The following is a 19824-nucleotide window of genomic DNA, read 5'->3' as shown; positions in this document are numbered from 1 at the left end:
TACTGGTGGCACACAACTCAGAAATAGTCTGTGGTCTATTCATGAGTTGTGTGCCAAAAACGATACTCTTTGCACTGTTATAAACCCCTTTCTGTTTTTTGGGTGGGTTCCTTAGCCGACAATGAAGTTACTAATTTTCTGGTGAATTCACCATGGGGTACAAGAGGAAGTCAGTCGCAGTCGATCAGTGATTTGGAGAAAAACTTGGAAGAGTATATTACGTATCTAAACACAAAGGCAGAATAAATGATTGAAATTTCAAAGAATATCCGTTCCGTGATCAGGCAGTATGATGAGGGGGTAGCTATTACCGCCCCCAAAGGTATACCATATACATTGTTCCTTTCGTTACCTCTATTTGTGTTAGCATCTTATGTTCTTGTGCACATTTTTCCGGAGTATTTGACAGGAGAAAGTAATGATTATGTATCTTTAGTCATAATAGCTTCTGCAGCCATACTTTTTGGTTACTTCTCATATTGTACAATTATGGGCGAAATCATAGTATTGCCCCAAGCTTTATTACTACCGGAAAAGCAGAAGATTGTTCTTCGTAGTGGCCGTACAAAGAGGGTTATTTCTGAGCATCTAATTGAACATGTTACATTAAAAAGAGGGGATTGTATCGTTCAAGGTTTGGGACGCCCTTCCTTAGTACTCTTTACACTCCATGATACCAGGTTAAAAAAAGATATCATATCAATCAGAACAACGGGGTATGTGTTTAAGGATATTTCACATCCAACACTGGTTGATTTTTATCATGAAGTCATGGGGTTGGAGGATCCTGAGAAGAAAAAGTATGGAAAAGCGGCTTCAAAGTAATAATAGAGTACACATTTAAGCTGCTAACTATACCTGCCTTTTGGTCTTTTGGGGATGAGTTTTGGCACGCGTACTCTATTGGTGGGATCAGAAAAAGTCTGTGGTCTACTCGAGAGTTGTGTACAAAAAACGATAGTCTTTGCACTGTTTTAAACCCTTTCTGTTTTTGGCTCGGTTCCTTAGCCGACAATGAAGTTACTAATTTTCTGGTGAACTCACCATGGGGCACAAGAGGAAATAATTCTCAGCCTATCAGTGAATTGGAGAACAATCTGCAAGAGTATTTAACGTATCTAAACAGAAAGGCAGAATAGATGATTGAAATACCGAAAAATATTCGTCCCGTAATCAGGCAATATGATGAGGGGGTAGCTATTACCGCCCCCAAAGGTATACCATATACCTTATTCCTTTCGTTACCTCTATTTGTGTTAGCATCTTATGTTCTTGTGCACGTATTTCCAGAGTACATAACAGGAGAAAGAAGTGATTATGTTCCTTTAGTCATAATCGCTTCTGCAGCCATACTTTTTGGTTGCTTCTCATATTGTACAGTTATGGGCGAAATCATAGTATTGCCCCAAGTTTTATTACTACCGGAAAAGCAGAAGATTGTTCTTCGTAGTGGCCGTACAAAGCGTGTTATTTCTGAGCATCTAATTGAGCATGTTACATTAAAAAGAGGGGATTGTATTCTTCAAGAGGGGTGTCGCCCTTCTTTAACACTATTTACTCTCCATGATACCAGACTAAACAAAGAAATCTTTTCAATCAGAACAAGTGGGTATATGTTTAAGGAAATATCATACCTGACACTGGTTGATTTTTACCATGAAGTCATGGGTTTGGAGGATCCTGAGAAGAAAAAGTATGAAAAAGCGGCTTCAAAGTAATAATAGAATACACATTTAAGCTGCTAACTATAGACCGCCCATTTTATCATTTCGGGATGGAGTTTTTGACACCATCGCTCTACCACTTATGGTTGTAGTATAGTCTGTGGCGTACTTGTAACAAATATGGGTCGTGTGCCCCAAAAACACTTATCTTCCAAAAGTATTCGAAATGCCTTCCTTTAAGGCCCCTGTAGTGCCTGTAATAGCACAATATTGTCCTCAAGTGGTGTATTGGACACGAAAGTTGTTGGAAATAGAGCAAATAAGACCTATATTATAATGATTCAAAAATAAGTATAATAGAATGTAACGTTCTCCGCAACCCCGGATGCACTGTGAATAAACCGATTCTTCCTACAGCAGAAGAGAGTAGTCTCGCTCATTATTTAAAAGAGATAGGCAGACTTCAGCCATTGAGTTCCGAAAAGGAAGCCGAATTGGCTGCCAAAATCAAAAAAGGTGAGCAGACTGCACTCGATCAACTTGTAAAAGCTAATTTGCGATTTGTTGTGAGTGTTGCCCGAAATTATCAGAACCAGGGATTATCCCTCTGTGATTTGATTAATGAGGGTAATATGGGTTTAGTCCGTGCTGCGCGCAGATTTGATGAAAAGAAAAATTTTCGCTTCATTAGTTATGCCGTTTGGTGGATACGCCAGGCTATATTACAGTCTTTGGCTGAGCATTCAAGGATTATGCGCCTTCCACTGAACAGGGCTGGAGCGATCCATAAGATAAATAAGACTCAGATTGAACTCGAACAGCGTTTTAACAGAGTACCTGATATCGAAGAAATTGCCAGGGAGCTATCGATAAGCGAAACTGCTGTTCGGGAAACCATCTCTATCGCAAACCGTCATATCTCTCTTGATGCTCCGGTCAGGGATAATGATGGCTCTACACTACTTGATCTGCTCGGCAACCAGCTTGAAGGAAACAGTCCTGAAGATAAAATCCAGGCGCTCTCATTAAATGAAGAAATCAGAAGAATGCTTGATACACTTACTGAGCGCGAACGGGAGATCATTAAATTATATTTCGGTATAGGGCATGAGGCTGCTTTCACGCTTGATGAAATTGGGAGAAGGTTTAATATCACCCGCGAACGCGTAAGGCAGATTAAGTCCAAAGCATTGAGCAGGCTTAAAAGCTCTCCAACTATGCAGGTTTTGAAATCAAGGAGTTAGTATGCAAAGAAATGCTATTCGACCGCTCACGACTCTCGTTTTTTCTGGCGTTATTATTACGCTGCTCTTGGTTGGTCTGGGATGTGGTGGTAGAACCTCTTACATAAATACCAACGATCTTCCCGATACCTATCAGTGTGAATATATGGAATATATTTGCAATGAAGCAGCTGAGTTTGAACATACCTACTCTACCCTCTCTGGTGATGAGCAGGATGAGTCTAAAGTAATTCTTCAGACCTATAGAAATCAGTGCCAACAGGCAGTAGATGCATGTAAGCAAAGTGCACAGTAGAATGAGGGCTTTCCTCATTCTCTTCTCATTCCTGAAAAAACTCTCCATTTTACATCGTTATCTGTTTTAAAACAAACATTTATTGAATTCAATGTGACATAGCAGTTATTTTTCTATCTCTCACCGAAAACTTAAAAGGAATAGAGTGTTTATGTCCCATTTAAAGGTATATCTTTTAGTCGTTGTTTCATTTTTAATGGTTTCATGTATGTCAGCTCACCAGGGTCAGACAAGGGCTCCGCTTTCCGCTACTCCCCGTACACCTGAAGTGGTTAAAACAGACGCAGATACCCTGTCCTATGTTGTTAGATTCCACAGTGATGGTGACCGGGATAGATTTATCAGTGCATTCCAAAATTTTCTTCAAAACTATACCTACACTTCTGCTCACATCGATTCGGGTGAAGGGTATGTATCCATAAAAATGTTGCCGGTGGAAACGATCAGTGAAGATGAAGAGGACAGAGAGTTGGGGTTCAGGCCTGTTGAGGAGTCGATCTTTGAAGAGTTTATTTATTCAGAAGAGATTGTCGAGATGCTTGATAGTGCAGAGTTTGAGCCATTGCCTCAACCCCGTAAGGGTGGCTTTGTGACCTTCTATTCACAAAGAGGTTTTTTTGACAATACATTCTCAGAACTGACCAATCCCCATCCTTTTGAATCTACCGATGAAAAAGAGGCTCTATTCACCGTTACTGATTCTTCCTTCAGAAGAGTGGAGCTACAATTAAGCGGACGGCTGCTTAATGGTGCCGGTCAGAGTATCACTGCTATGGATATCATTCAGTTATGGACCGAATTCGTAAGAAATCACCCTGCAGAAGGCCTGGCTCTTTTTAGAAATGTACAGGGTGTTGAAGCCTTCATCAGAGGGGAAGAGCCTGTGGTGCGGGGGTTTTATGCCGTTGATGGGTTAACTCTTCAGCTAAGAATGGAAAGTCCCGACCCAGAAGCCGTTGAGCGTATCAGGAGTGCAAATCTACTCTGGAGCTCTTTTATGCTTGGCCCCTACTATATAAGGGAGCAGCAGGGAAGGGATGCTTTTCTTCAGCCAAACCCAAACAGCCGTTTTATAACTCCCTACCTCGATAGCAGCGTCGTACGGCTTGGCGGAGACCAAAATCCGGTTTTGTCCTACTCGCTTGGTCGTTTCGATGCCATGATTCTGTCTTCAACCGATGATATCGAGTATGTGCAACGTAACCTAAACGATAATTCAGAGCTTAAAAAACTATCCTCTGATCGTTACTTCGTCGCCTGCCGTTTGCCGGATTTGGCTGCAAGGAGATTTGTGGCAGGGGTTATACAGCCACAAAGTTTGCTTTCAGATTTTCTTAAATACGAAGGTGAAACTATTCAGTCGGTTGTAATTGATACCATGGATTTTGACGTCGCATCTGCTCCGGTGAGCTCAATGATGCCATCAATTGATAAACCTCTGAGAATACTCTACACCAACGAAGATCCTGCATCAATAAAAATCGCAGAGAAACTTTTGGCAGATCTGACCAATTCGGGTATAAGAAGTGTACTTAATGGTGTGGGGCGACGTAAATATGAGCTGGCACTGGTTAATAAGGATTATGATCTTGCTATCGGATGGGCACCGGAATCTGTTACAGAGGACAAGGCTCAGCAGCTCAGGCTCTCTACTATATGGTTTGATGGTTACGATAATCCTATTGAGCGGGTTAAGGAGTTTAGAGAGATCCCACTCTTTAAGGTCCACAACTACTTTCTCGCTAAAGAAGACATTTCTCTACATGAAGGAAGGCCTGCGGGGATTCATATGTACCGTGAAGAGGAGGCTCAGGATGAATGGGATGATGAAATGCCTGATACCCGGGAACATGAAGATGAAGATGAATCAACTTCTGATGCTCAGGAATATGATGATTACGATTTTCTCTGGGAATAGTACTTGCAAATAAGCCAGATTGGTATCAATATATTCAGGCAGCCCGGTAATGAACTGTGCTGCCTTTTTTTATTGGTGGGAGATTCGCTAACTACTCCTGATACGCAGCAGTTAGATAAATGTGAGTTTTGGTTGAGCAAATAGCAGATAATACAGAAAATTGCTGTGAAACACCCGGGCGCACTATTCTAAAAAAGCTCATTAGTTTTAGTATGACCGGAGCCGATTGTTCTTAATGGAGGGGTTTGCCTGTGATTTGCATATAATACTTTATAGGCATCTATTATTTTGAGTAATCCGTTCATCAAACCATCTCGGGGAAGAGATACTCTTATGATCAAAAATGAGTTGTATGAAGACTTAAAAGCAGAAGTAGAGAGACGTTTTGCTGATATCGTGAAGATCCGAAGAGTGCTGCACCAAAACCCCGAGTTGTCTGGTGAGGAGTTCAGTACAGCCCGCCTGGTTTATACTACTCTCAAAGAGTGGGGTTTTGAGCCGCGGTACCATCTGAATAAAACAGCGGTTTCGGTGAAGATTGAAAACGGGGATGGTAAAACGGTGGTGCTCAGAGCGGACATGGACGCGCTGCCCCTTTTGGAAGAAAATCAGGTGCCGTATTGTTCAAAAAATCCGGGGGTGATGCATGCCTGCGGCCACGATATGCATACCGCGATCCTTCTTGGAGCAGCTGATATACTGCAAAACTTTAGGCAGCACTGGAAGGGAACCCTGCTTTGTCTGTTTCAGCCCTCAGAGGAACAGGAGCCCGGGGGAGCATACGGATTAATGGAACAGGGGGTATTTCCCAGGAATGCAGACGCAGTATTTGGCCTTCATGTAAGCGCAGATCACCCAACAGGTACTATCGGCATAAAAGAGGGCTTTGACTATGCTGGTGTTACCACCTTTGATGTTACAGTACGGGGCAGGGGGGGGCATGGAGCAACACCCGAAAAAACTATCGACCCGATTGTATGTACCGCCTCTATGATTTCGGCTCTTCAAACCCTCATAAGCCGGGAACTTTCGCCCTTCGCTCCTGCGGTTTTAACGATAGGGTCAGTTCATGCGGGTACCAAACGTAATATCATCCCCGATACTGCCAGCTTTGCCGGTACGCTTCGTTCTCATGATTCAGCCAGAATGGAGTACCTGATAGATCGAATCTCCACCTGTTTGAAAAATACGGCCACAGCGTTCAGGGCAGATTGTGAAGTTGAGTTTAACAGGTCATATCCACCGGGGTATAATGACCCCGCGCTTTCACAAAGGGCCACGGAAATTTACTCTTCCTTTTTTGGAAAAGAGAGTGTAATTGAGCGTTCGCTGGCAACGATGTATGCCGAAGATTTTTCACGGTATCAGCAATGTGCACCGGGTCTTTTCATCCACCTTGGGGTAAGACCTCTGGATCGTGACACTATGGAAGGTATCCATACCCCTCGTTTTCTGCCTGATGAATCTGCCATAAAAAGCGGTATGGTTTCTCACGTGCTTTTTGCTTTGGATAATCTCGTTATTTAAACTGGTCGGTTCCCTTGTTTTGGAAAATATAACTGGCAGGGCCTGTTTAAAAGGTTGCTGGTTCAAGTAGCATTTTCGGCTATTCTGGAAAATTTGTGGGTTGGTTATGGAAGTAGATGTATCCCAAAACTGTGATATAGCGTGTGTTTGAAAGTTTTATCATTAAAAACCATAGTGTTTTCTCACTGTCACAATCAAGAACTCGCCTCTCAGGGCATCGGCTCGGAGGGCCTTCGGCGACCTACTTTCTTTCCAAGGCCAAAGAAAGTAGGCAAAGAACGCCTGGAGCCCCACACTGGCTCTCCCATTCGCACTTTCGCCGGGGAGGGGCCAAAACTCGAGGACTCAGACAATTGGCCCCTGGGGAAGGACCGGCGAAAGCACTCATTCGCCAGTGATTGGGGCGGATCCCTTTTTCCATAGTTTTTCTAAGGGCTCACTGCCGTTCACCCTCCCGGTCATTAATACATTGTTTTTTTTCACTCATACACATCTAACTACTTTTTCACCCACAAATTCTTCTATAATGCCGCATTTTTCTCACCAACATCTCTTTCACTTCTTTCAGACGTAATTATATTACATATATAGTTTTAATTTCTCAATCCTAAGTGTTTTGATGGTAATGCCCCTGAAAACTAATTACAAAGGAGTTACCGATGGTGAGTGAATTTAAAGTAGAAGAGATCCCGGAACAGCCAGCCCTCTCTATTTCAACCAAATGCTCTTCAGAGCAACTGCCTGATGTGCTTGGGTCAGCTTATAGTAAGATACAGGATACCCTGAAAAAAGCAGGTGAAGAAGTCGCGGGGGCACCCTATGTGATCTACTACACTATGGATATGCAAAATCTGGACATAGAAATTGGAATGCCTGTGAAAAGAGAGGTTTTAGGGGTCAATGAAGTAGAAGCGAAAATGACATTAAGTGGCAAAGCTGCCACCTGTGTCTACAAGGGGCCATACAAAAATATTGAGTCCGCGTATAACGAGCTGGCTGAATTTGTGAAAAATGAAGGCTTACGGCCTAAGGGGATAGCTTGTGAGATGTATCTGAACAATCCCATGGAGGTGAGTCCTGAAGACTTGCTGACCAAACTTTCTTTTCCGCTTAAGTAAGTTTGAATACAACACTGCAAAAGGGAAGGGGGCAGATGAACCCTCTTCTTTCTTTGAAAATTCTTCTGAGGTGAAATAGACTGTTTAGGATAGTAAATATAGGTTTTAGTACTGAACGTATTTATTCTCTCCGGTGGTGATTATTTCCAGAAACTCCTCTGCACCCTCGGCTTCGAGCAAATCTTCCCGTATCTCTTCATAGGACATTATTCGTGATAGTGATGAGAGGATCTGAGTGTGTTCGCTGGATGTGCTGGCGGGCGATACAAGCATAAATATGAGGTGAACCGGCTGATCATCGATGGAGTTAAAATCAATACCCTGGCTGGATCTGGCGGCAACCATGTAGGGGTGGTCAATGCCACTGAGCCTGGCATGAGGGATAGCGATTCCAAATCCTATGCCGGTGGACATGTCAGTTTCTCGCTCAATTATCTTGTTTCCTATGGCGTCGGGGTCTTTAAGGTCATGGATGGTGGCCAAAAAATGGGCCATTTGCTTGAGAACCTCATTTTTATCGGTACTTTTAAGGTCTGTAAGGATACAATTTTTCTGAAGCAGATCCTGTAGTTTCAAACTCATACCTCTTGTTTTACTGGAGAATGGTGTCCTTTAAGCTCAATGAAAGTGCCATCTTTAAGATTTTGGTTCAAAATGAGCTTCATCCTCGTCGTTTTTACGGATTTTTCGTTTTTGGTTTTTTTTCATAGCAACGAAGATTCTCCCGACAATATAGATCGCAAACCCCAGTACCGATGCACCGATCGCTGCGTAACGGGCAGCAACATTGGCAGGGCTAACACTCATCACTGTGATCAGGCCTATAATAAGAATGGCAAAACCAACCATCATTAGAATAAAACCGTTTTCTTTAAAATAAGCAATGGCTTTCATGCTAAGACCTCTCTTTCATTTTGAGTGTAGTGGATAAAATGATTTCTGAACACTATTTTTTCAATTAGTTAGCCAACAAATTTAGTGCTTAGAAACGCATTATCTGCTTCCCTTTTTTAAAAACGGTTACACGACGGGTCGATTCTGAGAGAACGATGGATAAGGCATCCGTTGATGCGCTTATATTGGCACCCGCGGTATGTCGTGCCCCCAATCCCTTCAGGATGAAATCGGAACCGCTTTCTGCCTTTATAAAAGCACCCGAAGCTATGATCATACCATCACCTCTAATTATAAATGCTCCATCAAGTTTGGCAAACTCCTTTATGGTTGCTTCAAGGCCCGGATCAAGTACATTTCGGTTTTCTTCTTTATAGCCCCCAAAGGGATTAACCACCATTTGCTGGCAGGATTTAAGCACATTTTCAGAGTCACCCAGAACAAAAAGCGTTCCTACCGGTTTACCCTCCCGCCCTTCATGAGCAAGTTCACTTGCAATCTGAAGCATTCTGGCAAATACCTGTTGTTGCAGGTCCTTAGGACGGGGTTTTCTGCCAATGGTGAAAAAGAACCGGTAATCCCGTACATCGGTGAGTATAATGGTGTCGAGGTGTTCGCGCTCGGGGCTCCCCAATACACTGAGTATTTTCTGGTTTCGTTTGATAACTCCCTGTGAAATAAGGAATATCAATACCAATTCGACCTGGCTTGAGCGGTTGGTGTTTTTAAAGGGAATCTGAACTATTTCCTTAACCCCCGGGATTTTTTGGGGAAACAGAGAACGGTCAGAGCATACAATGTATAGGGGAAGTTTTCTAACAGGTCTGAAAGAAAGCTTGTTCACCGGCAACGGTGCATGATAGATAACCCCCGATAATCCTAAATCTTCACCGAGGGCGTAGGCTTTCTGGAGCAGTCGTGATGAAGGAGTTTCTTTTGCTGCTGAGGTTTTGGCCGGTTCAATCTTTCCGGTAAGGAGCGAGAAGATCCTTCTGGCAGATGTGGCCTTGAGGATACTCTCCAGGCGCTCTTTGTCGTATAAACGCTGAGCGGTCCATGAAAGTGCTTCAAGGTGCTCGTTGCCATCACCGACAATCAGAATGCACAGTTTTATCTTTCTGTCTTCGATGCTGTCGTAGATAATACCCCGTTTGCTTAGTCCCACTGCTGCAATCGTTCCACCAAAGCCGGGGATGCGTGCGTGAGGGATTGCGATGGTATCAGAAATTCTTGTTGATATAAGATTTTCGCGCTCAAGAACAGATTCCCAGATTTGCTCAAAACTAAACCCCCGGGTATCTTTCAATACAAGCTCGATAAGTTGTCGAAACATCTGTTCTTTAGAAACTGAATTCAGTAAAACGATACGTTTGGTACTGAAAAGCTTAGCATAGGACATCTCAAATCGCCTTCTTTAAAAACCACCAGATTGCTAATTATACCATAAAATAGTTCTTAGAAAACATAAATTCTTAAATAACCCTGAGTTATCCCTTTTTTAGACTGTTAAACTTAGAACGGTGTGTTAATTTATGAACTGTATAGATTCCTAAATTCACTAATCTTTGTTGGATTAACTGAAAAATATTCATTCTACACCCTTAATTTGGAGACTATTATAATGGTAAAAAGGGGTTTTTCTAAACTGTTTTTTCTACTTTTGTTCCCATTATTAACTCAGGCACAAAGCCTTTCAGACCTCCCTTCACATCTTCCCCGGGTATCTCACGACTATGAAGAGGTGCTTCAAAGGACCTGGGAGGGGATAAAGAAGCGTAATATCGATCCCTGGACAACGGGCATGGTGCATAGGCCTAAATCTGAATTCCCAGGTGATGCAGTAAGTGAGGGAGTGGGTTACGGGATGATTCTGGCCCTCTATAGTGATGACCAGGCATACTTTAATAAAGTTTGGAATGGTGGTGAAAGGTTTATGTGGGATGGGCGCCTTTATAACTGGCGAAGAGACTCTGAGGGTAAAAATAATGACGCCATGGGTCCACACAATGATGGAGCAGCTTCAGACGCAGAAGAAGATATAGCCATAATGCTCATTTTTGCGGATCAGCTTGTGGAGCACGGTATTTGGGAGCCATTTACCAGTGATTCAGGGGCAACCTATGGAGAAAGAGCAAGGGACATCCTCAGGACCATAAGAGAAACAATGATTGCGGATGGAAGATATCTGAGACCAGGTAATTTTTGGGGTGGAGAAGATTTTGTCAATCCAGCCTATTTTGCACCTGCGTTTTACAGAGTTTTCGCGGAATTCGAACCGGAACACAGAAACACATGGATGTCGCTTATAGACGGCTCTTATGATGTTATTGAACGTAACCCAGGGTACGCACTTGGCCTTGTACCAGACTGGTGCCGCCCTGATGGAGATACTATCCCGCTACCGCCTCCAGGAGAAGGCAGTATACTTGGATATAACGCTTACCTTGGAGGACAGGGATTCTATAAGGATGCGGTGCGCATTCACTGGCGCCTTGCAACTGATTACCTCTGGTATGGTGAACCCAGGGCAAAGGCCTTTTTAGATAACGCCTACGCCTTTGTTGATACGCCCGAAAAGGCTAACTTCTTTCAGATTGATGGGAGTTTGCTTCCTGAAGAGGATACTTTTATTCTGGCCAATAATGATACGTTGCAACGCCCCAGGAGAGAGCACAGCCATCTGACACTTGGTATGTGGGCTACTGCTGCGATGGGAAGTGGCGGGCCTGAAGCTGCTGAGCCTTTTAGTGAACGGTTGCTGGAGGAGTTTTATACCCCGGGTGAAGACTTCTGGGGAAAAGCATCATGTCCAAACGGTGAAGATACGCTTCATAATGAGATGTATTTTGATCAGTTTCTGGCCTGGTTTGGAGCATCACTGATATCAGGAAAATTTATCAATGTGTGGGAAGTTCTTCAGGATCCCGACCCTACTACTCCACTTGAATGGGTCGATCGCCCAACTCTTAGTGGCCGGAGTTTTGATGCCAATGAGGGGGCATTTACAATTCAGGGGCTTTTTAACAAACCCGCACGCTGGACCGTGGAACTCAAACACAGGGAAAATGAAAATAGCAGTATCTCTTTTAGCGGAAATTCTGATACTCTTTCGGTGAACTGGTATGGACTGTCAAACGATGGTTCGGTAATCGAGTATGGTGACTATGATGTCACTATAAGTGCAAGAGGACTTTCTGAGACCATTACAGACAGAGTGTGGTTAAGTCGGGCGCTTGATTTAAGAGATGGAGAACGGCTTATAGTGGATGATTTCGCAGCTCGTGATCTTGTTCCCTATTTTGGTAGAGAGTGGACAAGCTATACTGATTCTTATGCCGGTGGAGCGTCTGTTGTACCTGAATTTGAAGTGGTAGAACATGAAGGAGATAGCTGGGTAAGATGGGCATATACTCTCGATCAAGGAGGTTTGCATTTTTATCCATACGCTGCACTTGAGTGGAACTGCACTACTGCTGATGGAAACCTGGATTTAACAGGCTTGGATACAATTATCGTGGTTGCCCGTTCTCCTCAACCCATTGGAGTGTCGGTGCAGCTTATTACCTTGGGTATTGATAATCACAACTTTTATGAAGATTCTCTTTATTTGACTCCTGAAAGTCAGAAATTTAAGCTGCCTGTTTCGCAGTTCACCCCGCGTCAGGGAGGAGATCGCCCGCTTTCACTTGATAGCTTAACTGCGATTCGTTTTCAGGTGCAAAAACCCGATGGCAGTGAAGGTGAAATCTGGATAGAGAGTATGCACTTTGCAGGTGATCTGGATCACCTCTATTCTCCACCACCTGAATATCTCCCTCTGAGTGCAAGAAGAACTGTTGCATTTACTTCAGGCCATAAAAACAGTGCCCGGCTGATTAATGATAGAGTCGCGTTTAGCTTTTCTGGAGAGCTGGGTGGAAAAACAGTGAGCATCTTTGATGTTTCCGGAAGAGTTGTGGACAGATTAACCCTTTCCCGTGATGGAATGGTGAAATGGGATTTCAGGAGAAGAAATGCTGGTTCCGGTATGTACTTTGCCGTAGTGCAACAGGGCGGAAAGAGAGTAACTCTGCCTTTTAGAGTGATGAGATAAGAAGATATCGACACTACTTGTTAATAGCCTGACATCCTTTAGCGGGATGTTGGGCTTTTTTTGTATAGTTATGTAATACTTCCACTTTAATGGTACTCTGCGTTTGGTAAATCATAAGCGCTGAAAGCGCGGGATATTCTTTGAATCCAGCAAGGATGTAAGCATAAAAGAATTGAAGATAGAAAGAAAAGATTTTTATGGGGCTAAAGGCGATTGATTGGGTCACCCCCCCGGCCTCCGTAGCAGTAGCTACTGCGGAGGGGAGCCGGGCGTCAATGGTGAAAGCGTGTGAAGACCCGTTTGGGGGGACCCTTGGGCTGTAATCGCGGGAGGAGAGGGGAAACACAGATTGGTCAGGTATTCCAGAAACCTTCCTGCCTTAGAAGATGCCAGATCGCCCCAGGTAGGAAACCCGGGGCTAATATAAATAACCCCCTTTGGGGGTATTCAATCGATGTCTCGAATGATTTGTTTGGGCAGGATGTAAATGCCATGATTATAATGATTTGATCACACAGCAATTCTCTCTGCCTTAATCCAACCTTGTGAATGTAGATATGATAACCTGAAAGCTTTGCTCAATCAGACTTGCCTACCCACCAGTTCAGATAAAAGAGATTAAATATATTGACTGTGACGGTATCTTTGTTTTATTTGTATTTAAAGATTAAGCAAGACACACTTATAACAGAATAGTCCTATTCATCCACAAACGAGGCTTTTATGATAACCCTTTTTAGATCATTCCTAATCTTTTTTTTACTGACCACCATTTTAGGTTGCCAAAGCCCAACAGATCCTTTTGAAAATTATAACTTTGCCAGCCTGGAGTTAATTTCACTGGATGAGGAAAATGAAATAAAAATCAGGGATACAGTAGTTTTTACCATTGAAGTTACTATGCCACACCTCTTTGAAAAAATTACCCTAACAGGTGGAGATACAAGCTCTGTTTTTCACTTTAGTACCGAGGTAAAACAAAATGAAACAGTGAAAATTGAACAACAATTCAATTCGAGTGGATTTTATGATATAAAGATCTCAGGTTATCTAAAAAATGAAACTATCATCGTTGATAGTACAATTGTTAACGTAATCGCCCCGGAGAAATATTTTCAGGTAACATACATTTCTGAAGAACATGATTACGGGCATGTACCAAACGACACTGTATTGTATCGAACAAAGGATGTTGTTACTGTAAAAAATAATACTGGTGGACTCCAAAAAGATGGGTACTCATTCAATAAATGGGGCAGAGAACTGGGTGAAGAACTAAAAGAGTATGAGTTTGGCGATACTCTTATTTTGGATACAAATGATGTTACATTGAAAGCGTTATGGGAGAAGAAGATTTTCAATATTGTTTTTTGTCCGAACAATGGGGATGAATGTTTCGTCAATGATTTTTACTATAATTCAACAATTTCATTTCCGGAGGTACCCTCTTTAGCGGGATATGTGTTTGCTGGGTGGTACAAGGATAGCACTGGTACTGAATTGTGGGATGAGGATGATCTCATTACTTCGGATATAAAACTTTACGGGCATTGGGTTCCGGAAGAAAATACAATCGTGTTTCATTCCAACGATGGAAGTAATCGATCAACTTACCAGGAAGTATTAACAGACTCTGCCGCATCCCTAATTCCAAACACATTCGAAAGGGTGGGTTATTATTTCAGGGGATGGTCTGTGGATCCAAATGACACTACTATATCATATAAAGATGGTGGTCAGTATATCTTGTTAGAAAATAATCATGAACTCTATGCTGTTTGGGGTGAAGATACCAATACGATCAGGTTCCATTCCAATAATGGAAGAGATCATATCAGAAACCAGTTAGCTGTCACAAATGATACTATTGAGCTGCACCTTAATGATTTCGACCGTGATGGTTATACGTTTATTGGCTGGTCCTTTAAAAAAGACAGTGATTCAGTGGCTTATTCTGATGGGCAAACGATTACCGTTGTGCCTGGTACTATTGATCTTTATGCGGTATGGGATATAAATTCTTATCCGGTTATATTCCACAAAAATGACGGAAGTGATACTATAGCTGTTTTCCATGAAAACTATAATGAAACTATTAACCTTGAAAATACATTCAGACGAGCAGGATATGAGTTCACCGGGTGGGCAAAAAGCTCTGATGGTGCACCTCAGTACAATGCAACCGATGTGGCTGTTATGTCTTCTGATACACTAAACCTTTATGCTATTTGGGAACCTAAAGTTTACGCCATAACATTTCTGAAAAACAGTGATTCCGCTACTGGTAGTATGGGGCAGCAATTAATACCTTTTGGCCAGGTACAGAAACTTAATCCATGCACTTTTATTAAAAACAATTGGGGCTTCGCTGGCTGGTCAAAAACGGCGGGTGGGGGTGATATAGCGTTTGGTGATGAAGCGGACTATCTGATGAGGTCTGATGATACCTTATATGCACTATGGAATCCAAAACCAGTAAAAGCATCTCTTGGTGCATTTCACAGCATGATATTGTTCAGTGATGGCTCATTATGGTCTGCTGGAGCTAATCGGGGTCAGTTTAATGATGGTGTTAATGGAAATAATGAACCATCTCTTGTCTTTAGAAAGGTAAGGGATAATGTTAAACAGGTTGCATCGGGTGCATTTCACATCATGATTATTACAGAAGATGGCAGGTTGTGGGCTACAGGATCTAATAATTTCGGTCAGCTTGGTGTAAGACGTGTAGACTTTGTAGAAGAATTTATCGAAATTTCACAGGAATATGAGGCTGTTTATGCAGGTTGGTATCAAACGTTTTTGAAAAGTATTGATGGGAGCCTATGGGCTACGGGGAGAAATGATATGGGGCAACTGGGGATTGGATCCAGTACCGATTCTGATATATTCAGGCGGGTAGTTGGATTGAGTAATGTTTCAGATGTTTCAACTTCTAATAGTCACACTCTGATTCTTCAGGAATGTGGCGCATTGTGGGGTGCCGGAAGAAACTTGAGTGGTGAACTGGGATTAGATAGTATTTCAGAAGTAGAAACACCGGTACTGTTGGATAGTAACATAGTCTCGGTAGGCAGCGGCAGCGGCTATTCAATTATTAATGAAGCCGGTGGTATAATTTTGGGAACAGGAGTCAATGATGCTGGGCAGTTTGGAAATGGATCTTCAGGTGCAGGTGCCGGTGAAGAAGCTTTTACCGAAATACAAAATTACAGTAATATTGAAATGATAGCAGTCGGTCCTTCACACACTATGTTTCTTCTCAGTGATGGCACATTGTTGGCAACAGGACATAACTTTACCGGACAATTGGGAACAGGGGACAGAACAAATCAAAATACTCCAGTACCGGTTGCAAGTGAAGTTAAATACGTTGCGTGTGGTGGAATTAGCACTGCAGGTGGCCGTGCCGCTCACACTGTGATAATCAAGAGAGATGGCACCGTCTGGGCTACAGGAACAAATTCTTCAGGGCAGCTTGGTAATGATACTCAGGATGATTCAGATGAGTTTGTAGAGGCTGTGTTTGTAAGGGAATAAAAAAAGACTACATTGCTGTCAATAGTAAAACAGTACTATGTGTTTTAAAACTTCAAAATCATCTGGTATAATAACGACTACAGATACAGTAATAGTATTGCTGTATCTGTAGGTAACTTTTTATGCTATTGCTTTGGCAGTACAATTCTAAAGCCAAGGTATTTCATCTCTACCCTGGTAGAAAAAGTACGATCTGCGACTGACAAATTTTCTGCCCTGTGCCAATAGGCGCCGCCTCTGTATACCAAATACAGGCCGTCGGATGGTCCTCTTGGATCTACTTTCGGGTCGCTGGTGTATTCACCACGATAATCATTACAATATTCGTATACATTACCCATAATATCGTATAAGCCAAAAGCATTGGGGAGTTTTTGGCGGACAGGGTGTGTTCTATCATTACTGTTTCCTCTATACCATGCATAGTCGCCTGCTGCACTTGTATCAGATTGTGTTCCCCAGAAAAAATAGGTAGTTGTTCCTCCGCGTGCTGCAAACTCCCATTCTGCCTCAGTAGGTAACCGATAACCATTTTTCGAGTAATCTATAGTTAAATCACCCCAGCTTGTTAATTCATCGTATATATAGACCGTGTCTAAACCATGAAGTTTACTTAACTCATTACAGTATCGGACAGCCTCCAAACGATTCAATGTGACAGGTTTTTGGCTGCCCTCGAAAAATGATGGATTAAAACCCATTACTGCTTCAAATTCTTCCTGTGTAACAGGAGTTTCTCCCATCCAGAAATCATAGGTTATTGTAACCTGGTGAACCGGGGATGCAACATTAATATGTCCCATGCTGAATGTTTTATCTTTCGATTCAATGTGTACCATTCCTGGAGGTATAACTGTTACAATTGCATTTTCGCTGATGACTCCGCCTGCTCTGTTATTGATTCGACAACTATATGTTCCTGCATGGCTAAAGAGAGTTGAATCTATTGTTAAATACGCTTCATTAGCACCTTCGATTTCGACGCCATCTTTTTTCCACTGATAGCTAAGTTCGGAGCTACTGGTTTCGGGGCACCGTGCTTCAACAGATAAAATGAGTCCTTCACCAGCGGTTACAGTCATATCCGATGGTTGAACGATAACTTCAGGAGGATTTAGTTCCCACATCGCATAAAGATTGATATTGCTCGAAGGCATCATAAATGTTTCACCCGGTAATCGAGCAGCACCTGTACCATCCGGGCTGGTATTCCATCCGGCAAAACTAAAACCCTCTTTATAAAGAGATGCTGAGTTATTACTTACAAGCACTGTTCTTCCTTCGTTATATAGATTACTATCAAGCGGGACTTTTCCAGTATCAGCTCCGTTTGCATGATACACAACAGAAAAAAGCGGAATCCATTTGGCGTAAATAGTTCTATCGTTGGTAATAACCCTTTCATTAAAATCAAAGGGGTTGGTTAAAGCACTATTACCAAACCATCCGGCAAATCGATACCCTTCCTTTACAGGTGTTTCACTTGGTTCCTTGGCATAGCTACCGTGCTGCACGATTTGTGTTTTGAATAAATCTTCTTCACCAGTATAGAATGACACTGTATATTCATTTAGCTCCCACTGCGCATGCAATATGAGGTCATCAGCTCCCATCTCAAATGTGTCATTGGGATCAAAGGAGTCGCCCTCTCCATGCGGATCGGTGTTCCAGCCCATGAATTGGTGACCCGTGCGGGTAAGACTACCTGCTCCGGACACAGTAACCTCAGCCCCCTCTTCATAAAAAGCTGTGTCGGGAGCGCTGCCATCGGTATTGCCGTTTCCATGATAGGCAATAAAAAATACCGGGTCTTCTGTCCACTTTGCCTCCAAAGTCAGATCACCCGTTGAACCACTCTCTATCTGTGATATCCTTACCGTATCCACAAACCATCCAAGAAAACTAAAACCCTCTCTTGATGCGTTTTTTATTGATATGGCTTCAGATTCTATAGTGTAGGAGTTTGGATTATCGTCGTGATTGCTTCCGCCGTTAAGGGTGTAGGAGATTTGGTAAGTAATAACATTCCAGTAGGCAAAAAGGTTAGTATCACTGGTTATCACCCCTTCTTCAAAATCCCACTTCTCATCCATATTCTGATCACTGTACCACCCTTCAAAAGTATAACCTTCTCTTTTTTGGGGCTCAGATGGTTTTTCTAAGAGCGCTCCATCAGCAACAATCTGTGTGGTGACTACCGAATCGTAGTTATAGTCAAATGTTACCGTAAAGTTGTCGGTGTCGCTTACCTTAGTCCACCGGGCATAGAGGTTAATATCTTCCCCATCTATGATGAGTGTGTCTTCAGCTTTAACTATTGCAGAGGAGGAATCGTTATCAGTACTCCATCCTATAAACTCAAACCCCTCTCTTGAGAGCGCGCCGCTATTACCAAGGACAGTTACACTCTCGCCGGTTTTGTAGAACATGGTATCTTGAGGCACATCACCGGAAATATGTTCGGTGCTGTTATATATAACACTGTAACCAGGATAAACTTTCAACTCAAGCTCTGCCACTCTTTTCACATTGCGGAGAAATTCAACTGTTATTACGAGTTTATAGGTATCGGCAGAATCGTAGGTAAGGGGTAGCAGTAGTTTATCCTCCCAGTCATCTGTTTTAAGATAATCAATAATTTTTTTATCCCTTGAGTCACCATACTCTACAGTGATTGTCTCTATGTAATTACCACCAATCAGATCCAGTACAACCTCAAACGGTTCACCAGCAACGATTCGACTGTCTTCATCATGCAGGTATAAATCATCAAGTGATGCACGTTCGATGGGGTCTTCAGGTTGTTCACAGGAGATGCTAAAGAAAACAAGTGGGCATAGTAAAAACAGTAAATATCGTCTCATGGTGTAACTCCTGGTGGTAAGCGGTTTGGAATAAAAAAGATATCTTCGATAATATAATACATTTACGCTCTGATATGAGGGGTTTCTGATGGGGAGAGAGAATTAAGAATTTTGAATTGGAATGAAGGGATTTGGGATTTATGGGGCTAAAGGCGATAGATTGGGTCACCCCCGGGCGTCAATAGTGAAAGCGTGAAAAGACCCGTTTGGGGGGACCCTTGGGCTATAATCGCGGGAGGAGAGGGGAAACACAGATTGGTCAGGTATTCCAGAAACCTTCCTGCCTTAGAAGATGCCAGATCGCCCCCAGGTAGAGAATACGCCCCAGAAAACCGCCCCGGGTAGAGAAACCTGGGGCTAATATAAATAACCCCCTTTGGGGGTATTACATCGATGTCCCGAATGATTTGTTTAGACAGGATGTAAATGCCATGATTTTAATAATTTGATCATACAGCAATTCTCGCTGCCTTAACCCAAACCTTGTGAATGTAGATATAATAACCTGAAAGGTTTTCTTATATTAGCCCCGGGCTTTCTTCTACCCCGGGCTTCCCTTTTCCTGTAGACGGATGGCATCCCCGACCGTTTTTACCCTGTACAATCCTTCCATTTTGCGGTCCTATACGCTGCTTAACACTGATTTTTTCGCCCATAGTAAAAAAAT

At 42.7% G+C, this 19824-nt stretch carries 13 protein-coding genes; 9 read left to right on the top strand and 4 right to left on the bottom strand.

Features of this window, described 5'->3' with window-relative positions:
• The first annotated feature begins 246 nt into the window (after positions 1-246).
• The 7 genes from QA601_05975 to QA601_05945 all read left to right on the top strand — a co-directional run bounded on the left by QA601_05975 (position 247) and on the right by QA601_05945 (position 7766).
• The gene (locus tag QA601_05975) at positions 247-825 is read left to right on the top strand and encodes a hypothetical protein (GenBank protein MDG5814614.1); all 579 of its coding nucleotides are present in this window, start codon (positions 247-249) and stop codon (positions 823-825) included.
• A 314-nt stretch (positions 826-1139) separates the two neighbouring features.
• Entirely contained in the window at positions 1140-1718 is a 579-nt protein-coding gene (locus tag QA601_05970; GenBank protein MDG5814613.1) for a hypothetical protein, read from the top strand.
• A 338-nt stretch (positions 1719-2056) separates the two neighbouring features.
• Positions 2057-2908 carry an RNA polymerase sigma factor RpoD/SigA gene (locus QA601_05965; GenBank protein MDG5814612.1) on the top strand — a complete coding sequence of 284 codons (852 nt, stop codon included), beginning with the start codon at positions 2057-2059 and terminating at the stop codon, positions 2906-2908.
• Between the two features lies 1 nt (position 2909).
• On the top strand, positions 2910-3203 hold the full coding sequence (locus tag QA601_05960) for a hypothetical protein (protein ID MDG5814611.1): 294 nt from the start codon (positions 2910-2912) through the stop codon (positions 3201-3203).
• 151 nt (positions 3204-3354) lie between these two features.
• Positions 3355-5121: a hypothetical protein gene (locus QA601_05955; GenBank protein MDG5814610.1), complete on the top strand. Its 1767-nt coding sequence runs from the start codon at positions 3355-3357 to the stop codon at positions 5119-5121.
• Between the two features lie 333 nt (positions 5122-5454).
• Complete coding sequence (locus QA601_05950; protein ID MDG5814609.1) at positions 5455-6648, top strand: M20 family metallopeptidase; 1194 nt, start codon at positions 5455-5457, stop codon at positions 6646-6648.
• Positions 6649-7307: 659 nt separating this feature from the next.
• A complete protein-coding gene (locus tag QA601_05945) occupies positions 7308-7766 on the top strand; it encodes a GyrI-like domain-containing protein (GenBank protein MDG5814608.1) in 459 nt (152 codons plus the stop codon).
• Between the two features lie 105 nt (positions 7767-7871).
• Here QA601_05945 and QA601_05940 read toward each other — a convergent pair whose 3' ends face one another.
• From QA601_05940 to QA601_05930, 3 genes are all read right to left on the bottom strand, one after another.
• Complete coding sequence (locus tag QA601_05940) at positions 7872-8348, bottom strand: PTS sugar transporter subunit IIA (GenBank protein MDG5814607.1); 477 nt, start codon at positions 8346-8348, stop codon at positions 7872-7874.
• Positions 8349-8402: 54 nt separating this feature from the next.
• Positions 8403-8660, bottom strand: coding sequence for a hypothetical protein (locus tag QA601_05935; protein ID MDG5814606.1), 258 nt, complete (start codon positions 8658-8660; stop codon positions 8403-8405).
• A gap of 88 nt (positions 8661-8748) precedes the next feature.
• Positions 8749-10059 (bottom strand): PTS sugar transporter subunit IIA, encoded by a 1311-nt coding sequence (locus QA601_05930; protein MDG5814605.1) that lies wholly within the window; start codon positions 10057-10059, stop codon positions 8749-8751.
• 222 nt (positions 10060-10281) lie between these two features.
• On the opposite strand from QA601_05930, the gene QA601_05925 reads away from it, so the two are divergent.
• Positions 10282-12753 (top strand): glycosyl hydrolase family 8, encoded by a 2472-nt coding sequence (locus tag QA601_05925; GenBank protein MDG5814604.1) that lies wholly within the window; start codon positions 10282-10284, stop codon positions 12751-12753.
• Positions 12754-13476: 723 nt separating this feature from the next.
• Positions 13477-16293 carry an InlB B-repeat-containing protein gene (locus tag QA601_05920; protein ID MDG5814603.1) on the top strand — a complete coding sequence of 939 codons (2817 nt, stop codon included), beginning with the start codon at positions 13477-13479 and terminating at the stop codon, positions 16291-16293.
• Between the two features lie 125 nt (positions 16294-16418).
• On the opposite strand, the gene QA601_05915 is transcribed toward QA601_05920, so the two are convergent.
• A complete protein-coding gene (locus QA601_05915) occupies positions 16419-19157 on the bottom strand; it encodes an InlB B-repeat-containing protein (GenBank protein ID MDG5814602.1) in 2739 nt (912 codons plus the stop codon).
• Between the last annotated feature and the right edge of the window lie 667 nt (positions 19158-19824).

This window comes from Chitinispirillales bacterium ANBcel5, assembly GCA_029688955.1.
GTDB classification, from domain to species: domain Bacteria; phylum Fibrobacterota; class Chitinivibrionia; order Chitinivibrionales; family Chitinispirillaceae; genus Cellulosispirillum; species Cellulosispirillum alkaliphilum.
Note: the sequence above shows the minus strand (reverse complement) of the source record. Positions and strands in the feature narration are given on the sequence as shown.